We start from the raw sequence: 12,669 nt of genomic DNA, 5'->3' as shown, positions 1-12,669 counted from the left end.
CCCACGACCGCATTCACGAAAGACCCAGATGACCGATTTTTCCCCCCGCGAGATCGTTTCCGAGCTGGATCGCTTCATCGTAGGCCAGTCCAAGGCCAAACGTGCGGTGGCGATTGCCCTGCGCAATCGCTGGCGCCGGCTGCAGCTCGACGAGGGCCTCCGCGAAGAGGTGCTGCCGAAGAACATCCTGATGATCGGCCCCACCGGCGTCGGCAAGACGGAAATCTCGCGGCGTCTCGCGCGCCTTGCCAATGCGCCCTTCCTCAAGGTCGAGGCCACGAAGTTCACCGAGGTCGGCTATGTCGGCCGCGACGTGGAGCAGATCATCCGGGATCTCGTCGAGATCGGGATAAACCTCACCCGCGAGGCGCGCCGCAAGGACGTCCAGACCCGCGCCCATCAGGCAGCCGAGGAGCGCGTTCTCGATGCGCTGGTGGGGCCGGGCTCCGGACCGGCGACGCGTGACAGCTTCCGCCGCAAATTGCGGGCCGGCGAGCTGGACGACAAGGAAATCGAGATCGAGCTGACCTCGGGCGCGGGAGCCGGCGGGATGCCGAATTTCGAGATTCCCGGAATGCCGGGCGGCGGGCAGATCGGCGTGATGTCCCTCGGCGACATTTTCGGCAAGCTCGGCGCCGGGCAGAAGCGCACGCGCCGCGTCAATGTGAAGGAGAGCCACGATCTCCTCCTGGCGGAAGAATCCGACAAGCTGCTCGATCAGGAGCAGGTGGTTCAGGAAGCGATCCGCTCGGTCGAACAGAACGGCATCGTTTTCCTCGACGAGATCGACAAGATCGCGGTGCGTGAGGGCCGCTCCGGCGGCGATGTCTCGCGCGAAGGTGTACAGCGTGATCTTCTGCCCCTGATCGAGGGCACGACGGTCGCGACGAAACACGGCTCGGTGAAGACCGACCACATCCTGTTCATCGCATCCGGCGCGTTCCATGTGTCGAAGCCGTCCGATCTGCTGCCCGAGCTTCAGGGCCGGTTGCCGATCCGCGTCGAACTGGAACCATTGTCGCGCCAGGATTTCCGCCGAATCCTGACCGAGACCGAAGCGAGCCTGATCAAGCAGACGGTTGCGCTGATGGGCACGGAAGGCGTGACCGTGACCTTCACCGATGACGGCATCGATGCCATCGCCGATGTGGCGGCGGAGGTGAACTCCACGGTCGAAAACATCGGCGCACGGCGTCTTTCCACCGTCCTCGAGCGCGTGCTGGACGAGATCTCCTTCACCGCTACGGACCGCACGGGTGAGCACATCGTCATCGACGAGGCCTATGTGCGAGCACGCATCGGCGACCTGGCGAAGAACGCCGATCTCTCCCGCTTCGTCCTTTAGACGTTGATTGGAACGTTGCAGCGTGTGCCGCGTCTAACCTGTACAAACACGGGGACGGCACATGCTGAAAGTACTGCTCTGGATCATCGCGTTCATCTTCATCGTCGGCCTTCTCGTGGTGACCGGAGTTCTGAAGCTGATCTTCTGAGCCTAACGTGTGCGGCGGATGCGGACGTAGAGCGCGCCGGATCCGCCATGGGCAGGCGCTGCGGGCGTGACCGAGAGAACGGCATCGCGCAGGTCGGGTTCGGCAAGCCACATCGGAACATTGCGGCGCAGCACTCCGCGTTCCTCAAACAGGGGCTGGTCGCGCAGAGGCGCGCCCTTTCCGGTGATAACGAGAACCACCCGCGCGCCCTGCCATTGCGCCTGTCGAATGAAGGTTCGCAGACGGGCGTGGGCCTCGTCCTGCCGAAGGCCATGAAGGTCAATCCGCGCATCGACCTCCCCGCCACGACGCAGGGTACGGGCGATTTTGGGCTCGAGGCCAACCAAAGGAGGCGCAGGTGGTTTGGAAGGAGCCGGTCGCTTCTGGTCCGGTGGAGCACCTCGCGACTTGCTGTTGGATGTCTGAGCGGGCTCTGATTCTTTTTCAGCCGAGGTGGGGAGCTTTGTGGGTTCGTGGGCAGCAGGCTTGAGCCGGCGCGGCTTCAATGGTGTGACGGTTTCCGCGATCTTCTCCCAGAGCGCCTTTTCCTCCGAGGTGAGTTCACGCCGCCGCCGGGGCCGCCAGACCCCGCTTTTCATCGCGAGCCGCGCGGAAGAAGCACCACGAAATCAGCCGGGTGCTTGGTGAGGCCGGCGATGTGCCCGGCCGCATCCCCGGACCCGACGAAAATATCGCCCCGCGCAGGCCCCTTGATCGCCGCGCCCGTATCCTGCGCGACCATCAGGCGGCTGATCTGCGCTTCGCCATTGCCGACAGGGAGTTGCCCCGAAATCCACACCGGCAGCCCCAATTGCCAGGCCGCACGGTCCACCGCCAGGCTGCGGCCGGCCGTCAGCGGCACCTGCTGCGCACCCAGCGGGCCTTGGCTTCCCTCACGCGAATCGATCCGGAAGAAGATGTAGGAGCGATTTTGCCGCATGAGCGCCGGTGCTTCTGCAGGGTGGGCCAGCATCCAGGCGCGGATGGTCTGCATGCTGACTTCTTCGCGCGTGAGTTCGCCACGATCGACGAGGATCTTGCCGATGGCCGTAAATGGCAGCCCGTTTCGACCGGCAAAGGCAACGCGGAGAACCGAACCGTCCTCCATGCGAATGCGGGCCGAACCCTGGATGTGAACGAAGAACGCATCCACGGGATCGAGCCATACGAGCGGCTGCGCCGTGTTCTTCAAGGCACCGGCCTCGATGGCCCCGCGATCCGGTGCCGGTTTCGGCAGCGCCTTCGGCATGGCCAGGAGGGGTGCCACGTGACGCGCGTTTCGACGGCGCGATCCGGAGAATTCCGGTTCATAATAGCCGGTGAGGAAGCCGGCGCCCGATGGCGGACGGACGCGAAAGGGCTGAAAGTGCTGCTCGAAGAAGGTCCGCGCAGAGGCTTTGTCGGCCCGACCAAGAGCCTGCGCCACCTGGCACGGCGCGCGGAGAGAGCGGCCCTTCATCACCGGCGTTGGCGACACCGGCTTGGCGCAGCTCTTGCGAAAAACCTCGAATGCCGCCGGGTGATCGTCCGCCGCCCAGTCCGGAAGAGCCTCGAACGCGGTGGGGGTGAGGTCGGCGCCAACCACCTGCTGCGCCGCTGCCGGAATGGACCCCGCGATGACGGCAAGCAACGCAGCCGCCGCCATACGGATGGCGGAAATCACGCCGCCTCGGTGCTGATGAGCTTCCAGTTCGGGTCCCGAGAGGTGACGTCGCGCGCGAAGGTCCAGTGATCGATGACTTCCGTCACCGTCTCGGGGCTGCCGTCGATGACGTTGCCCGATTTATCGCGGGTGACAGTGATCAATTGGGACGCAAAACGAACGCCGATTTGCGCCTGATTGCCCGCCAGCTCGGCTTCCTGGATTTCCGCCTTGCCGACGGCCACGAAACTGGATTCGACGGTTTCACCCTGGCGCTCGCGATCGGCGATCGTCGCAGCGAAGCTTTCGTAGACGTCCTTTGCCAGCAAGGTCTTGAGCATCTTCGTGTCACCCGACGCGAAGGATGTGACGATCATCTCATAGGCAGCGCGCGCGCCTTCGAGGAACATCTTTCCATCGAAGGACGGATCCTTCTCGACGATGGCGTCGAGGCCCGCTTCGGCGCGGTGACCTTCCGACACCACACCGTCCCAGCGCCGGCGCGGCGTGGCATCGTCCTCGTCGGCACCCTCGGGCAGCGGCAGCTTGACGACGTTTTCGTTGGCGCTCGTTTCCGGCGGGGCCTCGCGGCGGGCGAAGGGATCGGTCGGCGGGCGTTCATTGCCGGTCCGCGTACCGAGGACCGAACGCAGCCGCAGGAAAATGAATACGGCCAGAACGAGGAAGATGACGGTGTAGATATCGAACACGTCGCGAATTGACCTTGAGCAGGTGTGGCACTCAGCCCGAATATATGGGCGCGGACCGGGCAGGCGCCAGCTTTCGCCGTCGGAACGTCCCGCGGATCCAGCAATCTTAGAGCATAGGGCGCGGCCTGCCGTCCACCCGCGCTTGCGGCAGCAAGAAGCGGTGTGCTAGCCAGCCCCTCGGCCGGACAGGGGCCGAACAACGAGGATGTGACATGGCCACGAGCAACGGCGCACCGGAACAGAATGCGGCTCCTTCCCTCTCCGTGCTGGCGCAGTACGTCAAGGATTTCTCCTTCGAAAACCCCAACGCGCCGAATTCCCTGCGCGCTCAGGGCCAGAGCCCGAACATCCAGGTCAACGTAAACGTGAACGCGCGTGGCCTTTCGGAGAACGATGTCGAGGTCGAGCTGAAGATCGAAGGCCGCGCCGGCGAAGGCGCCGATACCGTCTTCCAGTTCGAACTGGTCTATGCAGGCGCCTTCCGCATCGAGAACGTGCCCGACGACAGCAAGGGTGCGGTGGCGCTGATCGAATGCCCGCGCCTTCTCTTCCCGTTCGCACGGCAGATCATTGCCGATGCGGTGCGCAATGGCGGCTTCCCGCCCTTGATGCTGGACCCGATCGATTTCGCGGCTCTGTATCGCCAGCGCGTGACGGCCCAGGCCGGCTCGCCGACCCTCAGCTGATCGCTTCTATTCGGCTGCGTCGCTCAGGGGCGTCTCATAGGCGCCCCAGATAGCCTCTCCACCCAGCGTGGAGATGAAGGCCGCATGCGCGGCCAGATCATCGGCCGTGAGGCGTGGCGGCAAGGCGATCGGGCGCTGCCCGATGGACGAGGTGCCATCGCCGAATGAACGCCGACCCGTGACGGACAGGCCGAGGCTGGCCTGTCGGCCCCCCATCAATTCGGCATAGACCTCCGCCAGCAATTCGGCATCGAGCAAGGCTCCGTGCTTGGTGCGGTGCGAATTGTCGATGCCATAACGTGCGCACAGATCGTCGAGGCGGTTCGAGGCAAAGCCGTGCCTACGCCGCGCCAGGGACAAGGTATCCACCATCCGGTCCGGATGAAGGATGGGCTTGCCGCACCGTGTCAGTTCGGCATTGAGGAAGCCGAAATCGAAGCTCGCGTTATGGGCGATGAGTTTCGTATCCGAGCCGACGAACGCCAGGAAATCGTCGACGATCTCATGGAAGCATTTGTGGCCTGCGAGAAATTCCGCTGACAGGCCATGCACCCGGAACGCCTCTTCAGGCATGTCGCGCTCGGGGTTTATGTAGACGTGATAGGTTTGCCCCGTCGCGATCATGTTGAGGATCTCGACGCAGCCGATCTCGACGACCCGATCACCCTTGTGGTGCTCGAGGCCCGTCGTTTCGGTATCGAAGATGATCGCTCGCATCGGCCCTGCTTCCCTCAGAGCGTCTTATCATCATCGGCGGGCAGGCTGTACCGCGCAATCAGCCGCTTCACAGCTTTGCGCGTGTCGTCCAGGCCCGTTCCCGTATCGATCACGGCGTCGGCCCTGCGGCGTTTTTCCTCATCCGCCATCTGATGGGCGAGTATGGCAGCAAACTTCTCCTCATTCATGCCCGGTCGCGCCAGCACCCGCGCGCGCTGGACCTCCGTCGGCGCCGAGACCACGAGGATGGCATCGCAGCGGTCCGCCCCGCCTTTTTCAAACAGAAGCGGGATGTCGATCACGGCCAAGGATGAACCCGCCTCGCGCGCAGCCTCGATAAAATCGGTCTCTGCCTGACGCACCAAGGGATGGACGAGACCTTCGAGCCGCTTCAGTGCTTCCGGCTTGCCGAGCGCCGCGGCTGAAAGAGCCCTACGATCAACCACACCTTCACGAACCGTGCCAGGGAACGCCTGTTCGATAAGAGGCGCTGCGGCACCACGGTAAAGGGCATGCACCGCCGCATCCGCTTCGAAGACAGGAACGCCCTCCGCCGCGAACATCGCCGCCACGGTGGTTTTTCCCATGCCGATAGAGCCTGTGAGGCCGAGGACAATCACCCTGCCTGTCCCAAGATTTCGGCTTCAACGATCGCGCGCAGCTCGCCCGTGACCTTTGGCCTGATACCGAACCATTTCTCGAAACCGGGAACCGCCTGATGGAGAAGCATGCCGAGGCCTTCCGCCGTGCGGTGCCCGCGAATCTCGGCCTCCTTAAGAAGCGGCGTCTTCAAGGGCACATAGACGATGTCGCTGACCACGGCGGCTTTTGGAAGCGGGCCAAGATCGATGTCGAGGGGTGGCTGCCCCTGCATTCCAAGGCTTGTCGCATTCACGAGGAAGGTTGCGTTCTTCAAAAGATCCGGCAGTTCTTCCCAGGCGAATGCCTGAACGGGTTCGCCGAGATCAGCTGAGATTGCATCGGCCCGTGGCTTCGACCGGTTGACCACGGCGACATTGTCGGCGCCGCGCGCTTTCAACCCATATGCCAGCGCGCGGGCAGCGCCGCCTGCGCCCAAGATCACCGCCTGCAAGGGGGATCTGTCCCATTCCGGGACAAGCTCATCGAGATTTGCGAGAAACCCATCGGTATCGGTGTTGCCCCCGATCAGCCTGCCGTTCTCACGCCAAACCGTGTTCACGGCCCCAATGCTGCGCGCGGTCGGTGTCACTTCGTCAAGGAGAGGCATGATCGCCTCCTTGTGCGGCACCGTGACGTTGCATCCGACGAAGCGGCCCTGGCGAAGCTCGCTCACGAAGGTCGGCAGGGACGTCGGCTCCACCGCGTGGCGCACATAGGATCCGGCAAGATCGTGCCGATCGAGCCAATGGGAGTGGATCAAGGGCGAGCGTGAATGGTTGATCGGCCAGCCGATGACGCAGGCCCGAGGTGCAATGTTCATTCGAGGATCAGACCCCGCGCGCGAAAACGATCGAGCAATGAGAGGAGCGGCAGACCGAGAATGGTGAAGTGGTTGCCCTCGACGCGGCTGAACAAATGCACGCCGGCGTTCTCGATCTGATAGCCGCCCACGCTGCTGCCGATCCGGTCGCCCATGAAGGCCAGATAGCGATCCAGAAATTCCTCGCTGAAGGCCCTCATCTCGAGGATGGCCTGATCCCAGACCCGCTCGATCACCACGCCATCGACGACGAGCACCGCGGCCGAGATCAGCCGATGTTCGCGTTCCCGGAGCTTCAGAAGCTGGCGGCGCGCGGCGGCCAGGCCGTCGGGCTTGTTGAAGAGTTCATTCCCGGCCGCGAGGATTTGATCGGCCCCAAGAACAAAACGCCCTGGAAAACGCTCGCTGACATGCAGCGCCTTGGCTGCCGCAAGGGCCAGCGCGATATCCGGCGGTGGCGATTTGGCCGCCACCAAGGGCGCTTCGACCGTGCGCTCGTCCAGATCAGCCGGTGCGCAGAGGATCGGAATCCCCGCACTTCTGAGCATTTGGGCGCGCGAAAGGCTGGCGGATGCCAACACCAGCGGCCAGGGCTCTATCCAGAGAGGGTGGGCGAGGTCGCTCATGCCGCACGATTTGGTTAACGTATTATTAACAGGGCGGCAGGGCATCTGTGGACAGCCGGCCGAGGATCGGGATCCTTCTGCCAGTCTGGGGGTTTTGGCTCAAGTCATCAACAGACAAGGCGCGGTGGATGAAGTCGGGAGAGGGTTCTGTGAAGAACGGTGAGAAATGCCGTCTCAATCTCTGGCCGGAGCATCGTCGCTGACGAGCGTCCTGTGTGGGTTTCTTGTGGACCCTCCGGAACGCCGCTAAAGAGCCCTGAAACAAACAACTAAAAGAAGAAAAAACCTTGGTAAATATTGGGTTAAGCGCGCAATCGGCCAAGCCGTTCCTGAGGGTCCTTGCGGGAGAGGTTCTCGACACCCCTCCTCTCTGGATGATGCGCCAGGCCGGCCGCTACCTGCCGGAATACCGTGCCCTACGGGCGGAGGCCGGGTCGTTTCTGGACCTTTGCTACAATCCGGAATTCGCGGCCGAGGTTACGCTCCAGCCCATCCGACGGTTCGGCTTCGATGCGGCAATCCTGTTTTCGGACATCCTGATCATCCCGCACGCGCTCGGACTCGGGCTTCAATTTCTGGAAGGCGAAGGCCCGAAGCTCGAGGTCATCCGGGATGCGGCGGAGCTTGGCCGACTGCGAAACGAACTCGATTCGTCAAAGACGAAACCGGTCTATGACGCGATCCGATTAATCCGGACCTCTCTGCCAACCGAGGTGGCGCTTATCGGGTTTGTCGGTGCGCCCTGGACAGTCGCGACCTACATCGCTGCTGGCGGAGGATCGAAGGATCATGCGGAAGCCCGACTTTGGGCGCTGCGCGATCCGCAGGGTTTCGATCAGCTGATGCGGCGGTTGATTGATGCTTCGGTCGAGCATCTGGCAGGACAGATCGAGGCCGGCGCGGAAGCCGTGCAGATCTTCGACAGTTGGGGAGGGGAATTGCCGCCCCGCGAGTTCGAGCACTGGTGCATCCGCCCAGTGGCCGAGATCGTGGCGCGCCTTCGGGCGCTTCATCCAACCGTTCCGATCATTGCCTTTCCACGGGGCGCGGGTTCGAAACTCCAGCGCTTCGGGGAAGGTGTGCCTGGCGTGGCGATCGGCCTCGATACGGCGGAGAGCCCCTCAGGCGCGGCGCTATTGCTTCCGGCCGATCGCGTGACGCAGGGAAATCTCGATCCTCTCGTTCTGGTCGCGGGGGGCGCGGCATTGGACCGCGCCGTCGATGACATCCTGGAGGGATTTTCGAATCGTTCTCATGTATTCAATCTGGGACACGGCATTCGGCAGGAAACGCCGATCGCTCATGTCGAGCAATTGGTCCGGCGCGTGCGCAGAGGGATGTGATGGCCGAATATTATCCATGGCTGAAGGCCTTCCACATCGTGGCCGTGATCGCCTGGATGGCCGCCCTGCTCTATCTGCCGCGGCTGTTCGTCTATCATTCCGGCGTCGCGGCGGGCTCGGACGCGTCGGCCACGTTCAAGATTATGGAGCGCCGGCTTCTCAAGGCGATCGCCACGCCGGCCATGATCGCCAGCTGGATCTTGGGACTGGCGCTGGCCGTAACGATCGGCGCCTTCAGCGAAGGGTGGATGCACGCCAAGTTTCTGCTGGTGCTGATCCTGTCCGGTTATCATGGCTTTCTGGCACGCACGACACGGCAGTTCGCCAGTGACGGCAACACCCGAACGGCGGGATTTTATCGGTTTCTGAACGAGGTCCCCACTGTGGCACTCGTGCTGATCGTCATCCTGGTCGTGGTAAAGCCGTTCTAAAATCACGAAAACGGCACTTGCGGGTTGTGGGCCGAATCCTTATTGCTAAAAGCATCTCCTAGCAGGTGGATGCATTCGGACGTTTCTGAAACCTCTGGCTTCAGATGAACCGGGGCAGATCGCGCCCAGTCTCATCCGGCACTCTGCTCTTCCGCCTCCCACCTTTGTCGCTTCGGCGACCACGTCATTGAAAGTTCTCCGATGGAGATCAGGCTTCAGGACCTGAAAAAGAAATCGCCGCAGGAATTGCTGGCGCTTGCCGATGAGTTCGAAGTCGAGAATGCCTCGACGCTGCGCAAGCAGGAATTGCTGTTCGCCATTCTCAAGCAGCATGCGGCGCGCGATCATGAGATCATCGGCGGCGGCGTCGTCGAGGTTCTCCAGGATGGTTTCGGGTTTCTGCGTTCCTGGGACGCGAACTATCTGCCGGGGCCGGACGATATCTACGTCTCGCCCTCTCAGATCCGGCGATTTTCGTTGCGAACCGGCGATACCGTCGAAGGGCATATTCGCAGTCCCAAGGAAGGCGAGCGCTATTTTGCGCTTCTTAAGGTCAATACCCTCAATTTCGAGGACCCCGAGAAGGCCCGACACAAGGTTCATTTCGACAACCTCACTCCGCTCTATCCGTCCGAGCGGCTGAAGCTTGAAATCCAGGATCCCACGATCCGCGACCAATCGGCCCGCGTGATCGACATCGTCTCTCCGATCGGCAAGGGCCAGCGCGGCCTGATCGTGGCACCGCCGCGCACCGGCAAGACGATGCTGCTGCAGAACATCGCCCGTTCGATCACCACCAATCATCCCGAATGCTATCTGATCGTGCTTCTGATCGACGAGCGTCCGGAAGAAGTCACCGATATGCAGCGGACGGTGAAGGGCGAGGTCGTTTCCTCTACCTTCGACGAGCCGGCTGTTCGCCACGTTCAAGTGGCCGAAATGGTCATCGAAAAGGCCAAGCGGCTTGTCGAGCATGGCCGTGATGTCGTCATCCTGCTGGATTCGATCACGCGTCTCGGTCGGGCCTACAACACGGTCGTGCCGTCCTCCGGCAAGGTGCTGACCGGCGGTGTCGATGCCAATGCCCTGCAGCGCCCGAAGCGCTTCTTCGGCGCCGCCCGTAATATCGAGGAAGGCGGCTCGCTGACCATCATCGCTACCGCCCTGATCGACACCGGCAGCCGCATGGATGAGGTGATTTTCGAGGAGTTCAAGGGCACCGGCAATTCCGAGATCATTCTCGACCGCAAGGTGTCGGACAAGCGCGTCTTCCCGGCAATGGACATCACCCGCTCGGGCACCCGCAAGGAGGAGCTCCTGGTTGCTCCGGACATTCTCAAGAAGATGTATGTCCTGCGCCGCATCCTCAATCCGATGGGCACGGTCGATGCCATCGAATTCCTCAACGACAAGATGCGCCAGACGAAAACGAATTCCGAGTTCTTCGATTCGATGAACACGTAATCGTGTCGAAACGGTCGCGACATCCAACGGGCCCGATCGATTCGGGCCCGTTTTATTTTGTCAGGCGGATGGTAAATCCTGACCCTGCCTCATTCGCCACGCCAGCGGGACGAGTTGGGTGGCATCCGTGATTGGACGGGAGCAGACCTGTCCGGCGCAAATGATGGCGCGTGCCTGACCCCCCGTTTGGGCAAGGGAATAAGCCGGGTGGCTTTCAGGGACGCTTGTCACGTCCTCAATCCAACGAACAATTGCGGTCGTGAAAGACAGCTTCTCAGCCTCGCGGCGAAGTTCATCGGCTTCTTGGCCGACGATGAGGATTTCAAGGCCAGCGATGCGCTGATCCAAGGCGTTCAATACGGAGAGGTGCCCGAACACATTCTTTGCGGCTGTGGCGCCCAAGGATTGCAGGATGGTATCGGCACGTTCGCCGTGCCGGTCTTCGCCGGTTAGAATCGCGGCTCGGATCAAGGCTGCGGCGGCAACGCCGGAGGCGCTTGGCGTTGCTTCGTCCTGATTCGCCGCAGGCCTGATGAGAAGCATTTCGCCATCGTCCGCCGAGAGGAAATAGCCACCCTTAGATCGGGCATGATGGCCATGGAGGCGATCCAGCCATTCGATGCTCTGCCGGAGATAGGCCGGTTTCCGGGTGGTTTCGGCAAGGGCGAGTCCGGCACGCGCCATCGCCGCGAGATCCGTCGCAAAACCCGGAAACACGAGTTGGCCGTCTCGCCAGGAATGACCGAGGCGATTGTTGCGCGACATCGATTCGGCCACGAAAGAAAAAGCGGTTTCCGCCCGCGTGATCCAATCCGGTCGGTCCAACGCATGCCCGGCACGTGCCAGCGCGGAGATGGTCAAGCCGTTCCAATCCGCGAGGACCTTGTCATCGAGACCAGGCCGAACGCGTCGTTCGCGCGCTTCAAGGAGCCTGAGCCTGAGCGCTGAAAGCTGTTCGTCCTCACGATCTTCATAGCGAACCGCGGATCGATTCGGGATCGAAACGCCTTCCCAGTTTCCGATATCGGTGATGTCGTAGGCTCCGGTAAACCGGGCTGAGTCGTCGCTACCCAGTACTTTTTCGATCTCTTCTTTACGCCAGACGTAAAATCGGCCTTCGTGCCCTTCGGAATCGGCGTCCAGGCTCGACGCGAATGCGCCGCCGGACTGAAGCATTTCCCGCTCCAACCAGATGATTGTCTCTTCGATTCGGCGACGAAACAGGTCTCGTCCGGTCTTACGCCAGGCGAGGACCAACAGCTCGATCAACTGGGCGTTGTCGTAGAGCATCTTTTCGAAATGAGGGACCAGCCATTCGGCATCGACGGAATACCGGGCGAAGCCGCCTCCGATATGATCGTAGATGCCGCCCTGGCAAATGCGGTCGAGAGTATGCACGGCAAGGTCTGTAAACCGATCGTCACCCGTCCGCTCACCGGCGCGCCATAGAAATTCCAGCAATGACGGGCTCGGGAATTTGGGCGCGCCCTTCAATCCGCCATGAACAGGATCTATGGCGCCCGCAAGCTGCTGCGCGACCGAATCAAGGTCGGCCCGTGACAGATCAACGGACGCTCCGCCATCCTCTTTCGCAATACGGCTTCGGATCAGTTCGGCGTTGTGGGCGACGTCCGCGCTCCGCTCCCGATATGTCGCGGCGACGCCTCGTAGCGCATCTACGAAGCCTGGCCGGCCATATGCGGACGTCTTGGGAAAATAGGTTCCTCCCCAGAAAGGCTCTCCGGAGGAGGTCAGAAACATGGTCAACGGCCATCCGCCTTGCTGGCCCATGGCGTGGAGGGCGGCCATATAGACCTGGTCAACATCGGGCCTTTCTTCACGGTCGACCTTGATGTTGACGTAGAGCTCGTTCATCACCTCTGCGGTTGCCTGATCTTCGAAGCTCTCATGGGCCATGACGTGGCACCAATGGCAGGCGGCATAGCCAACCGACAGCAGGATAGGCCGCCCGGTCCGTTGTGCTTCGGCCAGAGCCTCCGGTCCCCAGGGCCACCAATCCACCGGATTGTCGGCATGCTGGCGTAGATAAGGGCTTGTCTCGGCACGCAGACGGTGGGCGGGCACTGGCGGATCC

Annotated in this window: 14 protein-coding genes; 6 read left to right on the top strand and 8 right to left on the bottom strand. The window is 62.2% G+C overall.

Annotated features, from left to right (window positions below; all coding sequences use genetic code 11):
• Nucleotides 1-28 precede the first annotated feature (28 nt).
• Together hslU and ACQ6S1_RS09710 are read left to right on the top strand one after the other, a co-directional pair.
• On the top strand, nucleotides 29-1,345 hold the full coding sequence (gene hslU, locus ACQ6S1_RS09715; protein ID WP_445040976.1) for an ATP-dependent protease ATPase subunit HslU: 1,317 nt from the start codon (nucleotides 29-31) through the stop codon (nucleotides 1,343-1,345).
• A gap of 61 nt (nucleotides 1,346-1,406) precedes the next feature.
• Nucleotides 1,407-1,493, top strand: a complete 87-nt coding sequence (locus ACQ6S1_RS09710) for a small membrane protein YohP (protein WP_445041259.1) — start codon at nucleotides 1,407-1,409, stop codon at nucleotides 1,491-1,493.
• A gap of 2 nt (nucleotides 1,494-1,495) precedes the next feature.
• Here the strand turns inward: ACQ6S1_RS09710 and ACQ6S1_RS09705 are convergent, their stop codons facing one another.
• From ACQ6S1_RS09705 to ACQ6S1_RS09695, 3 genes are all read right to left on the bottom strand, one after another.
• The gene (locus ACQ6S1_RS09705) at nucleotides 1,496-1,840 is read right to left on the bottom strand and encodes a Smr/MutS family protein (protein WP_445040975.1); all 345 of its coding nucleotides are present in this window, start codon (nucleotides 1,838-1,840) and stop codon (nucleotides 1,496-1,498) included.
• A 248-nt stretch (nucleotides 1,841-2,088) separates the two neighbouring features.
• A complete protein-coding gene (gene mltA / locus ACQ6S1_RS09700; protein ID WP_445040974.1) occupies nucleotides 2,089-3,156 on the bottom strand; it encodes a murein transglycosylase A in 1,068 nt (355 codons plus the stop codon).
• A complete protein-coding gene (locus ACQ6S1_RS09695; RefSeq protein ID WP_445040973.1) occupies nucleotides 3,153-3,845 on the bottom strand; it encodes a Tim44/TimA family putative adaptor protein in 693 nt (230 codons plus the stop codon). Before ACQ6S1_RS09695 ends, mltA begins: the two co-directional genes overlap by 4 nt.
• 212 nt (nucleotides 3,846-4,057) lie before the next feature.
• Here ACQ6S1_RS09695 and secB point away from each other — a divergent pair, with 212 nt between their 5' ends.
• Complete coding sequence (secB, locus tag ACQ6S1_RS09690) at nucleotides 4,058-4,531, top strand: protein-export chaperone SecB (RefSeq protein ID WP_445040972.1); 474 nt, start codon at nucleotides 4,058-4,060, stop codon at nucleotides 4,529-4,531.
• A gap of 6 nt (nucleotides 4,532-4,537) precedes the next feature.
• Here secB and dnaQ read toward each other — a convergent pair whose 3' ends face one another.
• The 4 genes from dnaQ to ACQ6S1_RS09670 are packed head-to-tail and all read right to left on the bottom strand — an operon-like array spanning nucleotide 4,538 to nucleotide 7,336.
• The gene (dnaQ, locus tag ACQ6S1_RS09685) at nucleotides 4,538-5,248 is read right to left on the bottom strand and encodes a DNA polymerase III subunit epsilon (protein WP_445040971.1); all 711 of its coding nucleotides are present in this window, start codon (nucleotides 5,246-5,248) and stop codon (nucleotides 4,538-4,540) included.
• Between the two features lie 14 nt (nucleotides 5,249-5,262).
• Complete coding sequence (gene coaE, locus ACQ6S1_RS09680; RefSeq protein WP_445040970.1) at nucleotides 5,263-5,868, bottom strand: dephospho-CoA kinase; 606 nt, start codon at nucleotides 5,866-5,868, stop codon at nucleotides 5,263-5,265.
• Nucleotides 5,865-6,710 (bottom strand): shikimate dehydrogenase, encoded by an 846-nt coding sequence (locus ACQ6S1_RS09675; protein WP_445040969.1) that lies wholly within the window; start codon nucleotides 6,708-6,710, stop codon nucleotides 5,865-5,867. The genes coaE and ACQ6S1_RS09675 overlap by 4 nt, the downstream gene beginning before the upstream one ends.
• Entirely contained in the window at nucleotides 6,707-7,336 is a 630-nt protein-coding gene (locus ACQ6S1_RS09670; protein WP_445040968.1) for a Maf family protein, read from the bottom strand. Before ACQ6S1_RS09670 ends, ACQ6S1_RS09675 begins: the two co-directional genes overlap by 4 nt.
• Nucleotides 7,337-7,623: 287 nt before the next feature.
• On the opposite strand from ACQ6S1_RS09670, the gene hemE reads away from it, so the two are divergent.
• From hemE to rho, 3 genes are all read left to right on the top strand, one after another.
• On the top strand, nucleotides 7,624-8,679 hold the full coding sequence (gene hemE / locus ACQ6S1_RS09665; protein ID WP_445040967.1) for a uroporphyrinogen decarboxylase: 1,056 nt from the start codon (nucleotides 7,624-7,626) through the stop codon (nucleotides 8,677-8,679).
• Entirely contained in the window at nucleotides 8,679-9,110 is a 432-nt protein-coding gene (hemJ, locus tag ACQ6S1_RS09660) for a protoporphyrinogen oxidase HemJ (protein WP_445040966.1), read from the top strand. Before hemE ends, hemJ begins: the two co-directional genes overlap by 1 nt.
• A 201-nt stretch (nucleotides 9,111-9,311) precedes the next feature.
• Nucleotides 9,312-10,574, top strand: a complete 1,263-nt coding sequence (gene rho / locus ACQ6S1_RS09655; protein WP_445040965.1) for a transcription termination factor Rho — start codon at nucleotides 9,312-9,314, stop codon at nucleotides 10,572-10,574.
• Nucleotides 10,575-10,634: 60 nt separating this feature from the next.
• On the opposite strand, the gene ACQ6S1_RS09650 is transcribed toward rho, so the two are convergent.
• A complete protein-coding gene (locus ACQ6S1_RS09650; RefSeq protein ID WP_445040964.1) occupies nucleotides 10,635-12,659 on the bottom strand; it encodes a thioredoxin domain-containing protein in 2,025 nt (674 codons plus the stop codon).
• Between the last annotated feature and the right edge of the window lie 10 nt (nucleotides 12,660-12,669).

The organism is Terrihabitans aquatilis (assembly GCF_052542005.1).
This window is presented reverse-complemented; position numbering and strand designations above follow the sequence as displayed.

What these genes read in the sequence shown, in the direction of transcription:
- hslU (WP_445040976.1), top strand. Translation starts at nt 29, where the DNA reads ATGACCGATTTTTCCCCCCGCGAGATCGTTTCCGAGCTGGATCGCTTC.
- secB (WP_445040972.1), top strand. Translation starts at nt 4,058, where the DNA reads ATGGCCACGAGCAACGGCGCACCGGAACAGAATGCGGCTCCTTCCCTC.
- ACQ6S1_RS09710 (WP_445041259.1), top strand. Translation starts at nt 1,407, where the DNA reads ATGCTGAAAGTACTGCTCTGGATCATCGCGTTCATCTTCATCGTCGGC.
- ACQ6S1_RS09670 (WP_445040968.1), bottom strand. Translation starts at nt 7,336, where the DNA reads ATGAGCGACCTCGCCCACCCTCTCTGGATAGAGCCCTGGCCGCTGGTG.
- rho (WP_445040965.1), top strand. Translation starts at nt 9,312, where the DNA reads ATGGAGATCAGGCTTCAGGACCTGAAAAAGAAATCGCCGCAGGAATTG.
- dnaQ (WP_445040971.1), bottom strand. Translation starts at nt 5,248, where the DNA reads ATGCGAGCGATCATCTTCGATACCGAAACGACGGGCCTCGAGCACCAC.
- ACQ6S1_RS09675 (WP_445040969.1), bottom strand. Translation starts at nt 6,710, where the DNA reads ATGAACATTGCACCTCGGGCCTGCGTCATCGGCTGGCCGATCAACCAT.
- hemJ (WP_445040966.1), top strand. Translation starts at nt 8,679, where the DNA reads ATGGCCGAATATTATCCATGGCTGAAGGCCTTCCACATCGTGGCCGTG.